This window comes from Mesorhizobium sp. 128a, assembly GCF_053848025.1.
The window spans coordinates 162,207-180,754 of the sequence record NZ_JBSPKY010000013.1 but is presented as its reverse complement, the minus strand read 5'-3'; the positions used below and the strand labels follow the sequence as shown (position 1 = coordinate 180,754).

Below are 18,548 nucleotides of genomic sequence, written 5' to 3'. Positions count from 1 at the left end.
TGATAGGTCAGGCGTGCCCCGCCGCCAGGCTCAAATGCGCCAGGTCGATGCCGATGGTGGCCAGGATACGGTCGTATTTGCGTTCGATGTCGGTGTCGAACAGAAGTTCTGGCGTCGCCGGGCAGGTCAGCCAGCCATTCTCAGCAATCTCTGTTTCCAGTTGACCGGCGCCCCAGCCGGAATAGCCGAGCGCCATCAGCGCGCGCCGCGGGCCGCGACCGGACGAGATGGCGCGCAGGATGTCGACGGTCGCGGTGAGGCAGATATCATCGGAGACGGTGAGCGAGGATTCCACCCGGTAGTCGCCGGAGTGCAAGACGAAACCGCGGCTGCGATCGACCGGGCCGCCATTGCGCACGACGAAGTCGCGGGCCTGCGCCGGCAGCCTGATCGCCTCCTGCTCGTTCATGATGCCGAGCTGCACCAGAAGATCGGGAAACAGCATCTGCTGCGTCTGGTTGATGATCAGGCCCATCGCGCCTTCGTCGCTGTGCGCGCAGATATAGATGACCGAGCGCGTGAAGCGGTCGTCCTTCATGCCGGGCATGGCAATCAGGAACTGGTCGTCGAGAAAGCCGCGTCCGCCGGCCGTCTTCTTGTGCCGCAACAAGTCCATGGAGGGAGCGTAACGCGTTTCCGGGACGCCGAAAAGATGCGCCGCGCGCGATTCGCCCAAAGCCCAATAGCTGGAGCAACGGATTCCTGATTGCCAACTTAATCCGGCTGATCGCTTGAACTCGACTGTTCCTCGCCCGAAAGTCACGCAAATATGATACGCAGAGCGCCATGAAAACATTGCGCGGCCATGAACTGACGATCAAATCACCGCCATGCAAAGCTTGAAAATCCTGCTGCTCAGCGCCGCCATCGGATGCGGAGCAGCCCTTCCCGCCACGGCTTCCTCTTCGGACTGGTATAGCAGCGAAGGCGGCAAGGTGCGGCTGGTGACATCAGGCAAGGCCGACGACGCCGGGCGCATCCATGGCGTGCTCGACATTGCGCTCAAGCCCGGCTGGAAGACGTACTGGCGCGATCCGGGCGACGCCGGGGTGCCACCGCAGATCGACGTCTCGGCCAGCACCAACATCACCGATGCGGCGCTTTCCTTCCCGCCGCCGCAGCGTCATGACGACGGCTATGGCAAGTGGGCCGGCTACAACCATCCGGTTTCGCTGCCGGTGACGTTCACCCTGTCCTCGCCTGGGGATACGGCCGTCATCGATGCCGACATCTTTCTCGGCATCTGCGAGACCATCTGCATTCCGGTGCAGACGCGGCTAAGCGTCGATCCCGCCGCCGATCCCGACAATGCCGAGGATGCGGCCCTGGTGAAGGCGGCCCTTGCCACCTTGCCCGCCCCCGCCAAGGCTGATTTCGGCATCAAGGTCCTGCCCGGCAACCACGAGACGCTGATCGTCGAGGCGACCTTTCCCGGAGATCCGGAGGCGGCGGATTTCTTCGTCGCCGGCGAACGCGATTACATGTTCGGGGCGCCTGCGCGCAGCGAAAAGGACGGCCGGCTGGTGTTTACCGTACCGATCCTCGACCGGCCGTCGACGACACCGACCGATGGCGGGTTGTATTACACGCTGACAAGTGCGGAAGGCGCGGTCGAGGGCGTTTTGCCTTTCCCTTGATACATACCCGATCCAGGCTTTCCCTTGATCCAGGCCTTGTCGGCGGTTGCGGGAGATACCCGATTTCGCTATCGCAAGAAACCTTCCCTGCTTTCACACGAGGACCATCATGACGATTGCCGTTGGCGACAAACTACCCGATGCGACCTTCAAGGAAATGACCGCCGACGGCGCCAAGGTGATCACCTCGGCCGAGATTTTTGCGGGCAAGAAGGTGGTGCTGTTCGGCGTTCCCGGCGCCTTCACGCCGACCTGCAGCAACAACCATCTGCCGGGTTATCTCGAAAACCACGACGCCATCCTGGCGCGCGGCGTCGACACCATCGCCGTCGTCTCGGTCAACGACGTCCACGTCATGGGCGCCTGGGCGAATTTCACCGGCGGTGAAGGCAAGATCCTCTATCTCGCCGATGGGACTGGCGACTTCGCCAAGTCGGTCGGCCTCGATTTCGTAAGCAACGATATGGGGCTACGCGCGAGACGCTTCTCGATGATCGTCGACAATGGCAAGGTCACCGCGCTCAATGTCGAGACCAAGCCCGGTGTAGACACATCCGGTGCCGCTCACATTCTGAGCCAGCTCTAAATAGCGGCAGCCGCGTGGGCTATGCGCGCCATGGCCTGACCACCGCGCGCTTCCTGCCGGATTGCCTGCTTTTGGGGGACCTCGACGATGTTTGACATCATCTGGCGCAGTGTTGCGATCGGCATCGGCGCCACGGTGCTGATGGATCTCTGGGCGATGTTCCTGCATCTGGCGCTCGGCCAGCCGCGCCCGAACTGGGGGCCGCCCGGCCGCTGGGTCTGGCACCTCAAGGACGGCAAGGTCTTCCACGATGATATCGCCAAGGCCGCGCCCTATGCGCACGAGCACGCGCTGGGGTGGGCCTTCCACTATTTCACCGGCATCGTCTACGGCTTCATCCTGGTGGCTCTGGTGGGCAGAGCTTGGCTGGACGCACCGACCTTTCTGCCGGCCTTCATCCTTGGCATGATCACCATCGGCGCCGGCTGGTTCCTGCTGGCGCCTGGCATGGGCGCCGGCTGGGCGGCTTCAAAGCGCCCCAACCCGATGCAGATCCGCGCCTTCAACGTGATCTCGCATACGGTATTCGCACTCGGCCTTTACGGCACTGCCCTGCTGATCCGCTGAGGACAGGTTCTATTCGCTGGTCACGCGCGGCTTCATCGCGGCTACGGTGTCGACGATCTCCTGACGCAGCGCGTCTTTCTCTGCCTCGAACTGCTCCCGCGTGATGCTGCGACCGCCGGTGGCGGTGACGCCGAATTCTTCCAGCGCGAATTCATAGCGCGCCTTCCATCGGACCACGTGCCCGGTCATTGCCTGGGTAAGCGCCGGCACCGGGCCTGGGTGAGCCGGCAGGCCGCATGACTGCGTTGTCCGCGCATCCGCCGCCAGCATCACGACACTCCATTCGTCGAAGCCGACGAGATCCATCTGGGCATAGAGGAAGGCGCCATGTTCGCCGTCCCAGATCGACTGGTCGATGACCAAAAAAAGGGCGCGGCCCGGCAATAGCCCTTGCGTGCCGCCATCTCGGCGTTGAAGGCCTCGGTGCGCTGCTGAAGCCGGTCTCTCGCCGCGGCGAAAAGGGCGATGTAATCATCCGCCGTGCGCATGATATTGCGCTGGTCGTCCGGTGCGAAGCCGGCCTCACGCAGGAAGGTACCGATCTTCGGATCGTCCCAGAGCTCTTTTGAGAAAACGCGCGTCACGCCGTCGGCATCCGGCGTCGGACGCATCATTTTCTTGAGATCGGCAAAGCTGTGCTGCTGCTTGCCGAAAGTCCTGCGCCCGAACATCGCCGCGCCTCATCGCCAGGATCGATTGCGCCGTTCTTTCACCCAGGGATGAAATCGACTTTAAGCCAAAGCCTAGAATTGCTGGCTTCCGGCCATCAATTACCGTGGCGCGGCTTGTCTATCGGCCACCATCCGTGGACGACGCGACGTATGCCGACATCGTAGCCGAAGTAGTTGCCGCCGCCGGCCGGCTGGTCCGCCTCGCGGCCGATTTCGCGACCACTGAGCGAAAGCAGCAGCAGTGTTCCGACGCCGCCATGGCCGACGAAGGCAATATCGCCACTGCCGGCGGTGCCGAGCACTGTTTCGACCTCGCTGACAATACGCTGCTGGGCATCGATGGCCCGCTCCCAGCCGCGAATGCTTTTGTGCGGGTTGGCGAAGAACTGGTCGGCGACCGCTTCGAACTCCGGCGGCGGCAGGAAGCCGGTTGCCGACCGGTCGTTCTCATGCATGCGTTCGCGCAGCTCGACCGTAAGGCCGAGATGTCTGGCCAGTATCTCAGCGGTTTCGATCGCCTTACGCTCGGTCGACGAGACGACGCGGCGGATTTGGCCGACCCATGGTTGGTCGAGCATGGCTGATGCCCGTGCCCGTCCGATCTCGGACAGCCCCCATTCCGGTACGGGAATGTTGGCATCGATCTGAACCTGGGGATGGGTGATGTAGTATGCAATCGGCACAGGTGAGATCTTCCTGCCGGGAAGCCTGAACTCAATAGCTCTGGGTCGAGCGCCGCGCCTTTGGGGCCGCCGGCTGCTTCGCCGGCGCGGCCGGCATCAGCGCCGCTGCGGGCTTCGGCGTTGCAGATGCGGCCGAGCCCTTCTTGAACGGTGCCATGCCTTCCCTTGCGAGTTCGTCGGCGCGTTCGTTCTCGGTGTGGCCGGCATGGCCCTTGACCCAGTTCCAGGTCACCTTGTGACGCCTGTTGGCCTCGTCCAGCGCCTGCCACAGCTCACCGTTCTTGACCGGCTTCTTGTCGGCGGTCTTCCAGCCGTTTTTCTTCCAGCCATGGATCCATTTGGAAATGCCGTCCATGACATATTTGCTGTCGGTGTGAAGCTCGACGGCGCACGGCTCCTTCAGCGCGTTCAGCGCGGAGATGGCGGCGAGCAGCTCCATGCGGTTGTTGGTCGTCTCGGCCTCGCCGCCCGACAATTCCTTGGTCTTGCCGTTGAAGCGCAGGATGGCGCCCCAGCCGCCGGGACCTGGATTGCCCGAGCAGGCGCCGTCGGTGAAGATTTCAACCTGCTTGGTCATGTCAGTCCGTATTCCGAAGGAGACCTGATCGCGCGATGGAAGCGCATGCGGCGGATATATTCGGTCGGATCGCGCTTCATGACCAGCCCGCCATCGGGAACGGTCAGCCAGTCATAGAGCCGGGTCAGCATGAAGCGCAGAGCCGAGCCTCGCGCCAGCATCGGCAGCGCCGCCTTCTCGGCAGTGCCCAACGGCCGCACGCTCTGATAGCCGGCCAGCAGCGCCGTGCCCTTGGTGAGATTGAAGGAGAAATCCTTCTCGAAACACCAGGCGTTGAGGCAGGTGGCGACGTCATAGGCGTAGAGGTCGTTGCAGGCGAAATAGAAGTCGATGAGTCCGGACAGTTTCTCGCCGAGGAAGAAGACATTGTCGGGGAACAGATCCGCATGGATGATGCCCGTCGGCAGGTCCTGCGGCCAATGACGTTCAAGATCGGCGAAATCGGCATCGACCTCGGCCGCCAGCCCCGGCTCGACCTCGTCGGCGCGCTCGCGTGAGGCGTTCCAGAGCTTGCGCCAGCCATCGATGGCGAGCGCGTTGTCGCGGGTCATCGCAAAGTCCTGGCCGGCCAGATGCAGGGCGGCCAGCGCCTTGCCGACCTCTGCACAATGCGCCGCTGTCGGCCGCCGCAGCGACAGGCCTTCGAGGAAAGTGATGATGACTGCGGGACGGCCGGCCAGCGTGCCGATGACGGTGCCGTCATGCGCGGTCACCGGCAGCGGACAGGAAATGCCTTTGCGGGCGAGATGGCCCATCAGGCCAAGAAAGAACGGCAGGTCGGCCTTGTCGACGCGCTTTTCGTAGAGCGTCAAAATGTAGGAGCCGCTCGATGTGTGCAGCAAAAAATTCGAATTCTCGGTGCCTTCGGCAATGCCCTTGTAGGACAGCAATTCTCCGACCGGATAGGCCTTGAGGAACGCGCCGAGTTCGCCCTCGTTGACATCGGTGTAGACCGCCATGGGCTGTTCACGCGGCTCCGTTGACGAAGGCCATGTCGGCCCGCGTCAGTTCGACATCGCGCAGAACCCGCATGACTGGAAAATCCTCCGTTTCGGTCGCCGTGATCGCGAGATCGATAGTCACTTCGAAGCGCTGGCGGAAAGCGTCGATGATCTCGTCGACGATGATCTCCGGCGCCGACGCGCCGGCCGACAGGCCGAGCGTCGAAATGTCTGTGATGTCATTCCATGGAATTTCGGAAGCGCGCTGTACGAGAAGCGACATGGTGGCGCCGGCGCGCTCCGCCACTTCGACAAGACGGCGCGAATTGGAGGAATTGGGCGCGCCGACGATCAGGTAGAGATCGGCGCCGGCAGCGGTCTCCTTGACCGCTTCCTGGCGGTTGGTGGTGGCGTAGCAGATCGATTCGGCGGCCGGCGCATTGAGGTGCGGGAAGCGCTCCTGCAGCACACGCAGGATGCCGGCGGTGTCCTCGACCGACAGCGTCGTCTGGCTGACAAAGCCGAGCGCTTCGGGGTCGGCTGGGGCAAAAGTCGCGGCGTCTGCCTCGGTCTCGATCAGCGTGACAGCGCCTTCCGGCAACTGGCCCATCGTGCCGATCACTTCGGGGTGCCCGGCATGGCCGATCAAGAGCACATGGCGGCCGAGCCGCTGGTGGCGCATCGCCTGCTTGTGCACCTTCGACACCAGCGGACAGGTGGCGTCGAGATAGAAGAGTTCGCGCGCCTGGGCGTCGGCCGGCACCGATTTCGGCACGCCATGGGCCGAGAAGACCACCGGCGACTTGCGATGCTCGGCCGGGATCTCCGACAGTTCCTCGATGAACACCGCGCCGAGGCTTTGCAGGCCCTCGACGACATAGCGGTTGTGCACGATCTCGTGGCGGACATAGACCGGCGCGCCGTATTTCTTCAGCGCCAGCACGACGATCTGGATGGCACGGTCGACGCCGGCGCAAAAGCCGCGCGGCTGGCAGAGCCGGATCGTCAGCGGAGGCTTGGTCTTGGTGTGAAGCATTTAATCCGGGCCGTTGTTCAGAGGCGAAATGAGGTGTGCACCCCCACCCTGTCAAGGGCAGCTGACATCATTCAGGCTTCACTTGGCGGCGCAGCCTGATGATCAGAACCGCGGCAAGGGCGGCGGCCAGGCCGTACCAGGTGAAGGCATATTGCAAATGAGAGTTCGGCAGATCGATGATGGTGACGCCGCCGACCGGCAGCCCACCGGGGTTCGGCGACTTGTCGGCGTCGATGAAGATCGGCACCAGCACGGCACCGGCCGGCAGGCCGGCGGTTGCCGCCATCGCATCGCGGTCCTTCCAGTAGAAGATGTTCTTGGCCACGTCATTGTCGGGCAGCATCGTCGACGGCTTGGCCGGCAGCGGATTGCGCGCCAACCCGGTGACCGTAACCTTGCCCGTCACCTGCCCTTGCGGGCGCTTGGCGGGGTCCTTGAGGTCATAGGGAACGAAGCCGCGGTTAATCAGCACGAAGCGGCCATCGTCGAGCGCCAGCGGCGTGTAGACATTGAAGCCGGCATCGCCGTCCCAGGTGGCGTAGAAATGCCGCTCACCGGAATGCAGGAATGTGCCGCTGACGGTAACCGGCGTGTAGTCGACATCGCCGGTGGCGGCGAATTCCTTCTCGACGTCTGCCAGCGGCCGTGGCGCCGAGTGGGTGCGCTGGTCGATGGTCGCCAGCAGGCCTTCCTTCCAGTGCAGGCGCTGTACCTGCCAGGTGCCAAGCCCAAGCAGGATGACGAACAGCACCAGGCCGAGGCCGAGCAGCAACGCCGTCTTCGGCCGCGAACGGCCGGTGGCTTTCGCCAACGCATCGCTCATTGCTCGTGGTCCAGCCGGCCTTCAGCCGCCTTGTTGGCGTATTGCAGCGTCAGCAGCACGCCTTTGATCAGCCTCAGCGCCGTCAGGCACAGCGCCACCGCCAGCGGTATCCAGATGATGAAATGCAGCCAGAGTGGCGGGCTCAGCGTCACTTCCACCCACAGCGCCAGCCCCACGATGATGAAGCCGATGATCAGGATGACGAACACCGCCGGACCGTCGCCGGCATCGGCGTAGGAATAGTCGAGCCCGCAATTCATGCAGCGCTTGCCGACGGTCAGGAAGCCGGAGAACAGCCGCCCTTCGCCGCAACGCGGACAGCGGCCGTGCAGGCCGGCCGAGATCGGCTCGATGGGTGGCCAGATCGCCCTATCTTCACTCATGGATAGCGTCTTCGGTCATGTTCTACGGCTCGATTTCGATCGGCATTGCATCCGGCACCATAGTCCAGATTTCATCCGTGTCGGAGTCGGTAATCCCAATGCAGCCATCGGTCCAGTCGACCAATTGAAGCAGCCAGCCCGACCAGCCGGAGCCGTTGGGCTGGGCATGGATGGGCGCCAAAAATGAAAGGCGGCCGTATTGCCGCGGCCGCCTCTCCTATTCGTTTGGGGGTTGATTCCCCGATGAAAGCCGTCAGTGGCCTTCGATCAGCGCGCCGGTCGATCCCCAGACATAGATTGCGCTGAACAGGAACAGCCAGACCACGTCGACGAAGTGCCAGTACCAGGCAGCGGCCTCGAAGCCAAAATGCTGCTTCGGTGTGAAGTCGCCCTTCATGGCGCGGATCAGGCAGACCAGCAGGAAGATGGTGCCGATGATCACATGGAAGCCGTGGAAGCCGGTCGCCATGAAGAAGGTGGCGCCATAGATGGAATCCTTGAAGCCGAACGGCGCGTGTATGTACTCATAGGCCTGCACCATGGTGAACAGCATGCCGAGGCCGACGGTCAGCACCAGGCCGTTGATCAGCCCCTTGCGGTCGCCGTGGATGAGCGAGTGGTGCGCCCAGGTCACCGTGGTGCCCGACAAAAGCAGGATGATGGTGTTGTAAAGCGGCAGATGGAAGGGATCGAGGACTTCGAGACCCTTCGGCGGCCAGACGCCGCCGGTGAAGGCGGTGCGGGCATATTGCTGCGCCTCGCCCGGAAACAGGCTGGCGTCGAAATAAGCCCAGAACCAGGCGACGAAGAACATCACTTCCGAAGCGATGAACATGATCATGCCGTAGCGCAGATGCAGCGACACGACGCGCGTGTGGTGCCCTTCATGCGCTTCCTTGATCGTGTCCGACCACCAGGCGAACATGGTGTACAGCACGATGACCAGGCCGATGAAGAACAGCCACGGATTGGCGATGTTGTGGCCGAAGATCGGGAAATCGCCGTTCTTGAGATACTGCATCAGGGCAACGCCACCGACGGCGGTCACCAGCGCGCCGATGGAGCCCAGGAAGGGCCACGGGCTCGGGTTGACGAGATGGTAGTCGTGTTGTGGTTTTGCGTGCGCGTCTGCCATATCAACCCCCGAGATTTGCTTCGGTATCTGAAATTTTGCTGCTGTCGGCCGGCGCCGAGGAGGCGACCGGTTTGTTCTTTTCGACCGGGAACATGGTGTAGGACAGGGTGATCGTCTTCAAGCCCTTCAGTTCCGGCACGTTGACGATGTCTGGATCCACATAGAACACGACCGGCATGTCCAGCGTCTCGCCGGGCTTCAGCGTCGTGTCGGTGAAGCAGAAACACTCGACCTTGTTGAAGTAGGGACCAGCCAGTTCCGGCTGGACGTTGAAGGTGGCGCGGCCGGTGACGGCGCGGTCGAATTTGTTGGTGGCGCTGTAATGCGCCTGCGTGGTCTCGCCGATCTTGATGGTGACCGAGCGGGCGACCGGCTGGAACTGCCAGGGAATGCCGTTGGTGTTGGCGTCGAAGCGTACGGTGATGTCGCGGTCGAGGATGCGACCGGCATATTGCTTCTCGGCGCGCTGCGTGGTGCCGCCATAACCGGTAGCCTGGCAGAACATCTTGTAGAGCGGCACCGCGGCGTAGGCCATGCCGATCATGCCGCCGAAGAAGGCGACGCAGACGGCGGCGACGACGCGGTTGGTGTTGTTCTTTTTCGGATCGGTCATGGTCTGGCGGGTCATCATCGGCCTCACATCGATCCGCTATGGCCGAATTTGACGATGGTGATGACGTAGAAGACGACAACCAGCGCCGCCAGCGCCAGGCCGATGGCGGCCGAACGGTTGCGGCGGGCTTTCTGCTGGCGCTCGGTCAGCGTGACCAGTTCAAGCTTCTTGTCGGCCATGGTCATGCTCCGCCGATGGCCAAAGCGCGACCGATGACACAGTCGGCGAGGTAGATAGCGAAGATGGCGAAGAGGTAGAGCAAGGAATAGGCAAACAGCGCCTTGGCCGGCTTCATGACGCGGTCTGCGTCAGTCATACGAAGCACTTTCCAGGCGTACCGGACAAAGCCGGCGCCGAGCGCCAGCGAAGCGATGCCGTAGCCCGCGCTGGTGAAGCCGAGCACCCAGGGAAGCACGCCGATCGGGGCCAGGATCAACGCGTAGCCAAAGATCTGGCGCCGGGTCGAGGCCTGGCCGGCAACATTCGGCATCATTGGAATGCCGGCCTTGGCGTAGTCGTCGGACTTGAACAGCGCCAGCGCCCAGAAATGCGGCGGCGTCCACAGGAAGATGATCAGGAAAAGAACGAGGCTTTCGAGGCTGACCGTTCCGGTCACCGCCGCCCAGCCGATCACAGGCGGGATGGCGCCGGCGGCACCGCCAATCACGATGTTCTGCGGCGTCGAGCGCTTCAGCCACATCGTGTAGACGACGGCGTAGAAGAAGATGGTGAAGGCGAGCAGCGCCGCCGACAGCCAGTTGATCAGCACGCCCAGCGTCATCACCGACAGCACCGACAGCACAAGGCCGAAACTCAGCGCCTCGCCGGGCAGGATGCGGCCGGATGGAATCGGGCGGCCGGCGGTGCGGCTCATCACCGCGTCGATGTCGGCGTCGTACCACATGTTGAGCGCGCCCGAGGCGCCGGCGCCGATGGCGATCGCCAGGATTGCGACCATTGCGATCAGCGGGTGAACGGTCACGGGCGCCGCCACCATGCCGACAAAGGCCGTGAACACCACCAGCGACATGACGCGCGGCTTCAGGAGGGCGAAGAAATCGCCCGCCGTGGCTTCCGAAATTCGAAAGCCCGCTTCGTCAATCAATGGGTCGTCGACCAGGGCCATGCGTACGTAAGTCCAATCATTCCGTTGGCCAAAACCGCCGGCGGGCCGGCGGTTTTGTAATCAGGCTGCCTCACTTGATCTTCGGCAGCTGTTCCCACTGGTGGAAGGGCGGCGGCGAAGGCAGCTGCCATTCGAGCGTCGTTGCACCCTCGCCCCATGGATTGGCGCCGGCCACCCGCTTCTTCTGGAAGGCTTCGAACACGCCGTAGAGGAAGATCACCACGCCGACGGCCGAGATATACGAACCGTAGGACGACACCATGTTCCAGCCGGCAAACGCGTCGGGATAGTCGATGGTGCGGCGCGGCATGCCGGCGAGGCCGAGGAAATGCTGCGGGAAGAAGATCAAATTGACGCCGACGAAGGTGACCCAGAAGTGGGTGTTGGCGATCACCGGCGAGTACATGTAGCCGGTCATCTTCGGGAACCAGTAGTACCAGCCGGCGAAGATGGCGAAGACCGCGCCCAGCGACAGCACATAGTGGAAGTGGGCGATGACGAAATAGGTGTCATGAAGCGAGCGGTCGAGGCCGGCATTGGCGAGCTGGACGCCGGTGACGCCGCCGACCGTGAACAGGAAGATGAAGCCGAGTGCCCACAGCATCGGCGTCTTGAACGAGATCGACCCGCCCCACATCGTCGCGATCCAGGAGAAGATCTTCACACCTGTCGGCACGGCGATGACCATGGTGGCGAAGACGAAGTAGCGCTGCGTGTCGAGCGACAGGCCGGTCGTATACATGTGGTGCGCCCAGACGATGAAGCCGACCGCGCCAATCGCGACCATCGCGTAGGCCATGCCGAGATAGCCGAACACCGGCTTCTTCGAGAAGGTCGAGACGATATGGCTGATGATGCCGAAGCCCGGCAGGATCAGGATGTACACCTCGGGGTGACCGAAGAACCAGAACAGGTGCTGGAACAGCAGCGGGTCGCCACCGCCATCCGGCGTGAAGAAGGTGGTGCCGAAATTGCGGTCGGTGAGCAGCATGGTGATGCCACCAGCGAGAACCGGCAGCGACAAGAGCAGCAGGAACGCGGTGATCAGCACCGACCAGGCAAATAGCGGCATCTTGTGCAGCGTCATGCCCGGCGCGCGCATGTTGAAGATGGTGGTGATGAAGTTGATGGCGCCGAGGATCGACGAGGCGCCGGCAATGTGGATCGACAGGATCGCCAGATCCATGGCCGGCCCGGGCTGGCCGGAGGTCGACAGCGGCGGATAGAGCGTCCAGCCGCCGCCGACGCCGAAGGCGCCCGGCGCGCTCGGCATGAAGGCCGAGGCGATCAGCAGGATGAAAGCCGGCGGCAGCAGCCAGAACGAGATGTTGTTCATGCGCGGAAAGGCCATGTCAGGCGCGCCGATCATGATCGGAACCATCCAGTTGGCGAAGCCGCCGATCAGCGCCGGCATGACCATGAAGAAGATCATGATCAGGGCGTGCGCGGTGCCGAAGGCGTTGTACATGCTCTTGCCGCCGTCGATGGCGGCGTCGCCGTTCATGCCGTAGACCATCTGCGCCAGACCGGTGAAGATCTGGATGCCCGGCTCCTGCAGCTCCATGCGAATGACGACCGAAAGCGCCCCACCGACGATGCCCGCGAAGATCGCGAAGATCAGATAGAGCGTGCCGATGTCCTTGTGGTTGGTGGAGTACACCCACCGGACCCAGCCATGATAGGGCTTGTGGTCGTGGTCGTCGTGAGCTGCAGCTTCTGCCATGGTCGGCTCCGTTCCCTAAATCTTGCTAACCCGCGGCATCAATTGCCGGCGGCCGCTACCTTGTTGGTACCGTCGACCTCGGCCATCAGCGCCTTGTTGGCACCGGGAAGGTCGGTCTTGGCTGCTGCCAGCCAGCTCTTGTACTGCGCGTCGGAGACGACGCGGATGGCGATCGGCATGAAGGCGTGGTCCTTGCCGCACAGCTGCGAGCACTGGCCGTAATAGAGGCCTTCCTTCTCTGCCTTGAACCAGGTCTCGTTGGTGCGGCCAGGAACCGCGTCCATCTTGATGCCGAAGGCCGGCATGGCGAAGGAGTGGATGACGTCGGTCGCGGTGACCAGGACGCGGGTCATGGTGTTGACCGGCACCACCAGCTCATTGTCGACCGCCAGCAGGCGCGGATAGACCTTGCGGTCTTCCTTGCCGATCGCCGCGCGGTCTGCGTCCTGAAGGATGGCCGAGTTGAAGGAGAGCGTGTTCTCGGTCTGGTACTCATAGTCCCAGTTCCACTGATTGCCCGTCGCCTTGACGGTCAGCTTGGCTTCTTCCGGCGGCGTGTACTGCGCGGTCAGAAGCTGGAACGAGGGGATGGCGATGAAGAGCAGGACGACGACCGGCCCGACGGTCCAGATGACCTCGATCAGCGTGTTGTGGCTGGTCTTGGACGGAACCGGGTTTGCGCTGGCGCGAAACCTGAAGATGCACCAGGCGAGAAGAGCCAGAACCAGCGCGGTGATCGGGACGACGAACAACATCGTGTAGTTTCCGAACCACTCGATCTGCCGCATCATGTCGGTCGCTGCCGGCTGAAAGGTCATCTCCCACGGCTGCGGCTGGGCCGCATGGGCGGAGGCACCGGCGAAAAATGCGGCGGCAGCGCCTGCTGTTGCCATCAATTTGGCGCTTGCTGGGAATTTTCTCATCGCCCTCTTCATCTCCCGGTTCCTCGCGATCGCACGCAAGAATATCGAACAATGCCGGAATGGGAATCCCGGACAGTTCCAAGGGTGGTTCAAACCATACTCTATTTCCCTCCGCAAGAAAGGAGCGGGCGAAACCGTGCGGCATTTTTGCGCGCAAGTGCTGCCGCGCCGTTTCAGCGGCTTTTTGCCCCGCGCCGATCGTCGGCAGACGAGCTATGCGGGCTTGTGGCCGGAATACGCCCGACGGTCGCAATTCGGGCGAATTTGCTAGGGAAAAGCGCACTATTGCGCTTGCCGGGGCTGACCGGCGGTCGCCCTTATCCTTTACTTGGCCTTGGCGCGGCTTAAAGTGCCGTGATTCGCAATGGAGCCGTCATGACCTCTTGGCTTTCGAGAAACGCTTGGCATTCGAAAAGCGCTTGGCTTTCGAGCAGCGAGGCGAAGGTCATCTTTCTCGCCGCCCTGATCGGTATCGGCTCGTCCGCGGCCGGCATCGCCAATGCAGCGCAGCCGAGCGGCACGGTCAAGTCGACGCATGGCGCGTGGTCGATCATCTGCGACACGCCGGCCGGCGCCACCTCCGAACAGTGCGTGATGATGCAGAACGTCGTCGCCGAGGATCGCCCGGAAATGGGGCTGTCTGTCGTGGTGCTGCGCACCGCCGACAACAAGGCCGAGATCCTGCGCGTGCTGGCGCCACTCGGCGTGCTCCTGCCCAACGGGCTTGGTCTCAATGTCGACGGCAAGGATATCGGCCGCGCCTATTTCGTGCGCTGCTTCCAGGACGGCTGCTACGCCGAGGTCATTCTCGAAAAGCCGCTGCTCGACACGCTGAAGACCGGAACGTCGGCCACCTTCATCGTCTTCCAGACGCCGGAAGAAGGCATCGGCATCCCTGTCGACCTCAAGGGCTTCGCCGACGGTTTTGCCGCGCTCCCCTGAGCTTGATGCTTGCGAAGAGCCCGGTCCCGAAGCAGAATTTCCCACGGGTTCGATTTTTGGCTGTGGGGGTCATCATGCGCTCTTTTTCTCTTCTTCTGTCGATCGGCCTGATTTGGTCCGGCGCAATTTCCGTAGCCTTTGCCGAGGATGCCGAAATCATCATGGCGCCCGATCCGGCCGTCATTCTCGAGATTGCGAAAGGCTATGGCTCGGCCAAGATGGACAAGGATGACGGCGGCGATCCGATGGTCTCCGGCCGGCTTCAGGGCATGAAATATGTGATCTACTTCTATGGCTGCGAAAACCATGAGAAGTGCAAGTCGATCCAGTTCTCCTCGGGCTATACGGATGCCTTCACGGCCGACCAGGCCAATGAATGGAACAAGAAGTTCCGCTGGGTGAAGGCCTTTTCCGGTGACGGGTCGAACTTCAAGATGGATGTCATGTTCAGGGGCGGGGTTACCCGCTCCTACCTCGAGGAGCAGTTCTCGAACTGGGATTCCATGACCAGCGACATCAAAGAGTTCGTGAACGAGAAATAGGGCTCCGCGCTCCACGTCCGGCTGCGGATCGTCATTGCGGATTGTGCAGGCGCGTCTTCACGCCTACATCGTGGCAACAACCATTCCTCCTGTGAACGGACCTGCCATGAACAGCCTGATCGGCCAATTCGACATTTCAGACGATCACATCAAGCGGATCGTCGCCGACACTCTCAACGGCGCCGATGACGGCGAGCTGTTCCTCGAATACAGCGAGAGCGAAGCGCTGATGTTCGACAATGGCAAGTTGAAGACCGCCAATTTCAACACCGACCAGGGCTTTGGCCTGCGCGCGGTGGCGGGCGAGGCCAGCGGCTACGCCCATTCCAGCGATCTGTCCGAAGCCTCGCTGCTGCGCGCGGCGGACGCCGTCTCGACCGTCAAGGGCGGCTATTCCGGGACGCTTGCCGCGGCCCCTGCCCGCACCAACCGCCATCTCTATGGCGACGAGAACCCGATCCCATCGCCTTCCTTCGAGGTCAAGGCCAAGCTGTTGCAGGAGATCGACGCCTGGCTGCGGGCCGAGGATCCGCGCGTGCGCCAGGTGACAGCCTCGCTCGCGGCTTCGTGGCAGCATGTCGAGATCGTTCGCGCCGACGGCCATGTCGTGCGCGATATCCGCCCGCTGGTCAGGATCAACGTGTCCGTCGTGGTCGGCGATGGCGACCGCCAGGAGAGCGGTTCCTACGGCATGGGCGGTCGCAAGGCGTTCGGCGAGTTCCTGGTCGAGGACAGCTGGAGGCATGCGGCACGAGAGGCGCTCAGGCAGGCGCTCGTCAATCTCGAAGCCATTCCGGCGCCAGCCGGCACCTTCGACATCGTGCTGTCCAGCGGCTGGCCGGGCGTCATGCTGCATGAGGCCGTCGGTCACGGGCTTGAGGGCGACTTCAACCGCAAGAAGACCTCCGCCTTTGCCGGCCTGCTGGGTCAACAGGTGGCTGCCAAGGGCGTCACCGTGGTCGACGACGGCACCATGCCCGAGCGGCGCGGCTCGTTGACCGTCGACGACGAAGGCACGCCCTCCGCCCGCAACGTGCTGATCGAGGACGGCAAGCTGGTCGGCTACATGCAGGACCGCCAGAACGCCCGGCTGATGGGCATGAAGGCGACCGGCAACGGACGGCGCGAAGGCTATGCGCACCAGCCGATGCCGCGCATGACCAACACCTACATGACATCGGGCGACATGGAGCCCGACGAGATCATCGCTTCGGTCAAGAACGGCATCTACGCCGTCTCCTTCGGCGGTGGCCAGGTCGACATCACCTCAGGCAAGTTCGTGTTCGGTTGCACCGAGGCCTACATGATCGAGAACGGCAAGGTGACGCAGCCGATCAAGGGCGCCATGCTGATCGGCAACGGACCGGACGCCATGCACCGTGTGTCGATGATCGGCAACGACATGAAGCTCGACAACGGCATCGGCATGTGCGGCAAAGCCGGACAGGGCGTGCCGGTCGGCGTCGGCCAGCCGCATCTCAGGATGAACCAGATGACGGTCGGCGGCACCAGGGTTTGAGCGGCTACCGCCGCCGTTTCGGCTTCTCCAGCAGCGCCACCGCCTCGACATGCGGTGACCACAGGAACTGGTCGATGGGCGTCACGCTTTTCAGGGCATAACCGCCGTCGATCAGAATGCGCAGGTCTCGGGCCAGCGTCGCTGGATTGCAGGAGACCGCGGCGACGAACGGCACGTCGGAGCGGGCGATCTGCTTCGACTGGTCCTCAGCACCGGCGCGCGGCGGGTCGAAGACGACGCCGTCGAAAGCGTTCAGCTCCTTGGACGTCAGTGGGCGCCGGAACAGGTCGCGACGTTCGCCGGTTACTCGCTTCAGGCCGGTGGCGAAGCGTGATCCGCGGTCGAGCGCCGAAAGGGCGGCCGCATCGCCTTCGACCGCATGCACCTCGGATTTCGCCGCCAGCCGAAGCGCAAAGCTGCCGCAGCCGGCGAAAAGATCCGCGACTTTCTTGGCGCGTTTCAGATGTCCGCAAACGAGGTTGGCCATCGTCTGTTCGGCGGCTTCGGTTGCCTGCAGGAAGGCGCCGGGCGGTACGGCGACAGCGACGGTGCCGAACATGACCACCGGTTTTTTCGGCTCGATGACGATCTCGTCGTCGATCGAAAGCCGGGCAAATCCATTGGCCATGACGAAGTTGGAGGCGATCCGGCGTTGGTGCTCGCCCAGCTTGCCTGACTCATAGACCGCGACGTCGAGGCCCGAGCCCGTCACCGTGACCGCCATGCGGAACGATTTGGTGGTGGCGCAAACCAGGTCTGCGACCGATCGCAAGCGATCGAGCGCGGCAACGATCTCCGGCAGCGAGATCGGACATTCCTCGATCGGGATGATTTCCGGCGACAGATGGCGATGGAAGCCAAGCCGGATGCCGGTGGCGGTGCGCCGCACGGCGAGCACGACGCGGCGGCGCGTATGGGGCGCGCACGGCACCAAGGCGCCGATGTCGGCGACAATGCCTTTCAAGGCATGCACGACCTTGTCGCGCTTCCATTGCTGGTAGGCGTCGGCTTGCAGATGCTGGACGGCGCAGCCACCGCATTCTGTGAAATGCCGGCAGGCCGGATCGATGCGCAGCGGCGAGGCCTCCAGCACCGCCATCAGCGTGGCGCGATCCCTTTCGCGCGCCGCGGTGACGGTCTCGCCGGGCAGCGTGAAAGGAATGAACAGCTCGCCGGTTTCCGTCTCGGCGACACCATCGCCTTGCGAGCCCAGTCTCTTGATGGTGAAGCGCGTGCTCATCGGTCCTTGATCCCACCGAGCAGGAACTCGCGGTTGCCGTCGCCGCCCTCTATCGGCGACAGATGCAGACCCAGCGTTCGCCAGCCAGGGACGCCTTCGAGCCATTCCTGCAGCAGGCCGGCAACGCGGGCGGCGTCAAACGGGTCCTTCAGCAAGCCTCCCTTGCCGATCGCCTCGCGGCCGGCCTCGAATTGCGGCTTGACCAGAAACACGGCACGGGTTCCCGGCCTGGCGATGGCGAGCGCCGGTGGCAGGGCCAGTTTCAGCGAAATGAAGCTGACATCAGAAACGATGAAATCCGGAATACAGCCGCCGAGATCGGCGCCGGTGAGCTCGCGGGCGTTCAAGCCCTCGATCACGGTGACGCGCGGGTTGGACGAGACATCGGGATGTATCTGGCCGTGGCCGACATCGATGGCCGTGACGTGGGCCGCGCCGCGTTCGAGCAATACCTGGGTGAAGCCGCCGGTCGAGGCGCCGATATCAAGGGCTTCGGAGCCCGAGGGATCAAGACTGAAGTGGTCGAGCCCGGCAATCAGCTTCAGCGCCGCGCGCGAGACATAGCCCTGCGCGGGATCGTCGATGACGATGAGGCATTGCGGCAGGACAGTCTGGCCGGGCTTGCGAGCGACCACGCCATCCACCGAGACAGTTCCACGCTCGACCGCGTCGCGGGCGCGAGAGCGGCTCGCAAACAGGCCGCGCTGGACGAGCAATTCGTCGAGCCGCTGACGTGTGCTGGCTGGCAGAGGGGAATTCATTGGCCTTCATGGCGAAAGCCGGTCGCGAAGGCAAGGACATTGGGGCGAGAGAAGCTGGCCGACCCGCCGCCAGTTGATAATCGCACCCAGTCCGGCAAGATGGCCGGGGCGGGATGGCTC

The 18,548-nt window shown here is 63.2% G+C and carries 23 protein-coding genes; 6 read left to right on the top strand and 17 right to left on the bottom strand.

The features are described from left to right. Positions 1-7: 7 nt before the first annotated feature. Positions 8-616 carry a YqgE/AlgH family protein gene (locus tag ACWTU9_RS21945; RefSeq protein WP_454573806.1) on the bottom strand — a complete coding sequence of 203 codons (609 nt, stop codon included), beginning with the start codon at positions 614-616 and terminating at the stop codon, positions 8-10. A 214-nt stretch (positions 617-830) separates the two neighbouring features. Between ACWTU9_RS21945 and ACWTU9_RS21940 the strand changes: the two genes are divergently transcribed. The 3 genes from ACWTU9_RS21940 to ACWTU9_RS21930 all read left to right on the top strand — a co-directional run bounded on the left by ACWTU9_RS21940 (position 831) and on the right by ACWTU9_RS21930 (position 2,790). Continuing rightward, complete coding sequence (locus ACWTU9_RS21940; protein ID WP_455860098.1) at positions 831-1,637, top strand: protein-disulfide reductase DsbD domain-containing protein; 807 nt, start codon at positions 831-833, stop codon at positions 1,635-1,637. 109 nt (positions 1,638-1,746) lie between these two features. Continuing rightward, positions 1,747-2,223, top strand: coding sequence for a peroxiredoxin (locus tag ACWTU9_RS21935; RefSeq protein ID WP_112563912.1), 477 nt, complete (start codon positions 1,747-1,749; stop codon positions 2,221-2,223). 87 nt (positions 2,224-2,310) lie between these two features. Beyond that, positions 2,311-2,790 (top strand): DUF2938 domain-containing protein, encoded by a 480-nt coding sequence (locus ACWTU9_RS21930; RefSeq protein WP_455860097.1) that lies wholly within the window; start codon positions 2,311-2,313, stop codon positions 2,788-2,790. A 9-nt stretch (positions 2,791-2,799) separates the two neighbouring features. Here the strand turns inward: ACWTU9_RS21930 and ACWTU9_RS21925 are convergent, their stop codons facing one another. The 14 genes from ACWTU9_RS21925 to coxB form a co-directional block, all read right to left on the bottom strand. Next, on the bottom strand, positions 2,800-3,153 hold the full coding sequence (locus ACWTU9_RS21925; protein WP_455860096.1) for a hypothetical protein: 354 nt from the start codon (positions 3,151-3,153) through the stop codon (positions 2,800-2,802). After that, positions 3,060-3,404, bottom strand: a complete 345-nt coding sequence (locus tag ACWTU9_RS21920; RefSeq protein WP_455860095.1) for a hypothetical protein — start codon at positions 3,402-3,404, stop codon at positions 3,060-3,062. Before ACWTU9_RS21920 ends, ACWTU9_RS21925 begins: the two co-directional genes overlap by 94 nt. 152 nt (positions 3,405-3,556) lie before the next feature. Next, positions 3,557-4,144, bottom strand: coding sequence for a histidine phosphatase family protein (locus tag ACWTU9_RS21915; RefSeq protein ID WP_455860094.1), 588 nt, complete (start codon positions 4,142-4,144; stop codon positions 3,557-3,559). A gap of 31 nt (positions 4,145-4,175) precedes the next feature. Continuing rightward, positions 4,176-4,721 carry a ribonuclease HI gene (rnhA, locus tag ACWTU9_RS21910; protein ID WP_455860093.1) on the bottom strand — a complete coding sequence of 182 codons (546 nt, stop codon included), beginning with the start codon at positions 4,719-4,721 and terminating at the stop codon, positions 4,176-4,178. Next, positions 4,718-5,680 (bottom strand): homoserine kinase, encoded by a 963-nt coding sequence (locus ACWTU9_RS21905; protein WP_455860092.1) that lies wholly within the window; start codon positions 5,678-5,680, stop codon positions 4,718-4,720. The genes rnhA and ACWTU9_RS21905 overlap by 4 nt, the downstream gene beginning before the upstream one ends. 7 nt (positions 5,681-5,687) lie before the next feature. Then, on the bottom strand, positions 5,688-6,698 hold the full coding sequence (gene ispH, locus ACWTU9_RS21900) for a 4-hydroxy-3-methylbut-2-enyl diphosphate reductase (protein ID WP_455860091.1): 1,011 nt from the start codon (positions 6,696-6,698) through the stop codon (positions 5,688-5,690). Positions 6,699-6,765: 67 nt separating this feature from the next. After that, a complete protein-coding gene (locus ACWTU9_RS21895) occupies positions 6,766-7,521 on the bottom strand; it encodes an SURF1 family protein (protein ID WP_455860090.1) in 756 nt (251 codons plus the stop codon). After that, positions 7,518-7,904 (bottom strand): DUF983 domain-containing protein, encoded by a 387-nt coding sequence (locus tag ACWTU9_RS21890; protein ID WP_455860089.1) that lies wholly within the window; start codon positions 7,902-7,904, stop codon positions 7,518-7,520. The genes ACWTU9_RS21895 and ACWTU9_RS21890 overlap by 4 nt, the downstream gene beginning before the upstream one ends. A 253-nt stretch (positions 7,905-8,157) precedes the next feature. Beyond that, entirely contained in the window at positions 8,158-9,039 is an 882-nt protein-coding gene (locus tag ACWTU9_RS21885) for a cytochrome c oxidase subunit 3 (RefSeq protein ID WP_454573797.1), read from the bottom strand. Position 9,040: 1 nt separating this feature from the next. After that, positions 9,041-9,667, bottom strand: a complete 627-nt coding sequence (locus ACWTU9_RS21880; RefSeq protein ID WP_455860088.1) for a cytochrome c oxidase assembly protein — start codon at positions 9,665-9,667, stop codon at positions 9,041-9,043. A gap of 8 nt (positions 9,668-9,675) precedes the next feature. Then, positions 9,676-9,831: a hypothetical protein gene (locus tag ACWTU9_RS21875; protein ID WP_455860127.1), complete on the bottom strand. Its 156-nt coding sequence runs from the start codon at positions 9,829-9,831 to the stop codon at positions 9,676-9,678. 2 nt (positions 9,832-9,833) lie between these two features. Beyond that, positions 9,834-10,778 carry a heme o synthase gene (locus tag ACWTU9_RS21870; RefSeq protein WP_455860087.1) on the bottom strand — a complete coding sequence of 315 codons (945 nt, stop codon included), beginning with the start codon at positions 10,776-10,778 and terminating at the stop codon, positions 9,834-9,836. A 70-nt stretch (positions 10,779-10,848) separates the two neighbouring features. Beyond that, positions 10,849-12,501, bottom strand: coding sequence for a cytochrome c oxidase subunit I (ctaD, locus tag ACWTU9_RS21865; RefSeq protein WP_454586659.1), 1,653 nt, complete (start codon positions 12,499-12,501; stop codon positions 10,849-10,851). Positions 12,502-12,539: 38 nt separating this feature from the next. After that, positions 12,540-13,436 (bottom strand): cytochrome c oxidase subunit II, encoded by an 897-nt coding sequence (coxB, locus tag ACWTU9_RS21860; RefSeq protein ID WP_455860086.1) that lies wholly within the window; start codon positions 13,434-13,436, stop codon positions 12,540-12,542. A gap of 363 nt (positions 13,437-13,799) precedes the next feature. Here coxB and ACWTU9_RS21855 point away from each other — a divergent pair, with 363 nt between their 5' ends. The 3 genes from ACWTU9_RS21855 to tldD all read left to right on the top strand — a co-directional run bounded on the left by ACWTU9_RS21855 (position 13,800) and on the right by tldD (position 16,427). Beyond that, positions 13,800-14,366, top strand: coding sequence for an invasion associated locus B family protein (locus tag ACWTU9_RS21855; protein ID WP_455860085.1), 567 nt, complete (start codon positions 13,800-13,802; stop codon positions 14,364-14,366). Between the two features lie 74 nt (positions 14,367-14,440). After that, the gene (locus tag ACWTU9_RS21850; RefSeq protein ID WP_455860084.1) at positions 14,441-14,908 is read left to right on the top strand and encodes a YbjN domain-containing protein; all 468 of its coding nucleotides are present in this window, start codon (positions 14,441-14,443) and stop codon (positions 14,906-14,908) included. Between the two features lie 106 nt (positions 14,909-15,014). Next, complete coding sequence (gene tldD / locus ACWTU9_RS21845; RefSeq protein ID WP_455860083.1) at positions 15,015-16,427, top strand: metalloprotease TldD; 1,413 nt, start codon at positions 15,015-15,017, stop codon at positions 16,425-16,427. Between the two features lie 4 nt (positions 16,428-16,431). Here tldD and ACWTU9_RS21840 read toward each other — a convergent pair whose 3' ends face one another. Both ACWTU9_RS21840 and ACWTU9_RS21835 read right to left on the bottom strand, forming a co-directional pair. Beyond that, entirely contained in the window at positions 16,432-17,667 is a 1,236-nt protein-coding gene (locus ACWTU9_RS21840) for a class I SAM-dependent RNA methyltransferase (protein WP_455860082.1), read from the bottom strand. After that, positions 17,664-18,428 (bottom strand): TlyA family RNA methyltransferase, encoded by a 765-nt coding sequence (locus ACWTU9_RS21835; protein ID WP_455860081.1) that lies wholly within the window; start codon positions 18,426-18,428, stop codon positions 17,664-17,666. The genes ACWTU9_RS21840 and ACWTU9_RS21835 overlap by 4 nt, the downstream gene beginning before the upstream one ends. Positions 18,429-18,548 lie beyond the last annotated feature (120 nt).

What these genes read in the sequence shown, in the direction of transcription:
- ACWTU9_RS21945 (WP_454573806.1), bottom strand. Translation starts at nt 616, where the DNA reads ATGGACTTGTTGCGGCACAAGAAGACGGCCGGCGGACGCGGCTTTCTC.
- ACWTU9_RS21940 (WP_455860098.1), top strand. Translation starts at nt 831, where the DNA reads ATGCAAAGCTTGAAAATCCTGCTGCTCAGCGCCGCCATCGGATGCGGA.
- ACWTU9_RS21935 (WP_112563912.1), top strand. Translation starts at nt 1,747, where the DNA reads ATGACGATTGCCGTTGGCGACAAACTACCCGATGCGACCTTCAAGGAA.
- ACWTU9_RS21930 (WP_455860097.1), top strand. Translation starts at nt 2,311, where the DNA reads ATGTTTGACATCATCTGGCGCAGTGTTGCGATCGGCATCGGCGCCACG.
- ACWTU9_RS21920 (WP_455860095.1), bottom strand. Translation starts at nt 3,404, where the DNA reads ATGATGCGTCCGACGCCGGATGCCGACGGCGTGACGCGCGTTTTCTCA.
- rnhA (WP_455860093.1), bottom strand. Translation starts at nt 4,721, where the DNA reads ATGACCAAGCAGGTTGAAATCTTCACCGACGGCGCCTGCTCGGGCAAT.
- ACWTU9_RS21905 (WP_455860092.1), bottom strand. Translation starts at nt 5,680, where the DNA reads ATGGCGGTCTACACCGATGTCAACGAGGGCGAACTCGGCGCGTTCCTC.
- ispH (WP_455860091.1), bottom strand. Translation starts at nt 6,698, where the DNA reads ATGCTTCACACCAAGACCAAGCCTCCGCTGACGATCCGGCTCTGCCAG.
- ACWTU9_RS21895 (WP_455860090.1), bottom strand. Translation starts at nt 7,521, where the DNA reads ATGAGCGATGCGTTGGCGAAAGCCACCGGCCGTTCGCGGCCGAAGACG.
- ACWTU9_RS21890 (WP_455860089.1), bottom strand. Translation starts at nt 7,904, where the DNA reads ATGAGTGAAGATAGGGCGATCTGGCCACCCATCGAGCCGATCTCGGCC.
- ACWTU9_RS21885 (WP_454573797.1), bottom strand. Translation starts at nt 9,039, where the DNA reads ATGGCAGACGCGCACGCAAAACCACAACACGACTACCATCTCGTCAAC.
- ACWTU9_RS21880 (WP_455860088.1), bottom strand. Translation starts at nt 9,667, where the DNA reads ATGACCCGCCAGACCATGACCGATCCGAAAAAGAACAACACCAACCGC.
- ACWTU9_RS21875 (WP_455860127.1), bottom strand. Translation starts at nt 9,831, where the DNA reads ATGGCCGACAAGAAGCTTGAACTGGTCACGCTGACCGAGCGCCAGCAG.
- ACWTU9_RS21870 (WP_455860087.1), bottom strand. Translation starts at nt 10,778, where the DNA reads ATGGCCCTGGTCGACGACCCATTGATTGACGAAGCGGGCTTTCGAATT.
- ctaD (WP_454586659.1), bottom strand. Translation starts at nt 12,501, where the DNA reads ATGGCAGAAGCTGCAGCTCACGACGACCACGACCACAAGCCCTATCAT.
- coxB (WP_455860086.1), bottom strand. Translation starts at nt 13,436, where the DNA reads ATGAAGAGGGCGATGAGAAAATTCCCAGCAAGCGCCAAATTGATGGCA.
- ACWTU9_RS21855 (WP_455860085.1), top strand. Translation starts at nt 13,800, where the DNA reads ATGACCTCTTGGCTTTCGAGAAACGCTTGGCATTCGAAAAGCGCTTGG.
- ACWTU9_RS21850 (WP_455860084.1), top strand. Translation starts at nt 14,441, where the DNA reads ATGCGCTCTTTTTCTCTTCTTCTGTCGATCGGCCTGATTTGGTCCGGC.
- tldD (WP_455860083.1), top strand. Translation starts at nt 15,015, where the DNA reads ATGAACAGCCTGATCGGCCAATTCGACATTTCAGACGATCACATCAAG.
- ACWTU9_RS21840 (WP_455860082.1), bottom strand. Translation starts at nt 17,667, where the DNA reads ATGAGCACGCGCTTCACCATCAAGAGACTGGGCTCGCAAGGCGATGGT.
- ACWTU9_RS21835 (WP_455860081.1), bottom strand. Translation starts at nt 18,428, where the DNA reads ATGAATTCCCCTCTGCCAGCCAGCACACGTCAGCGGCTCGACGAATTG.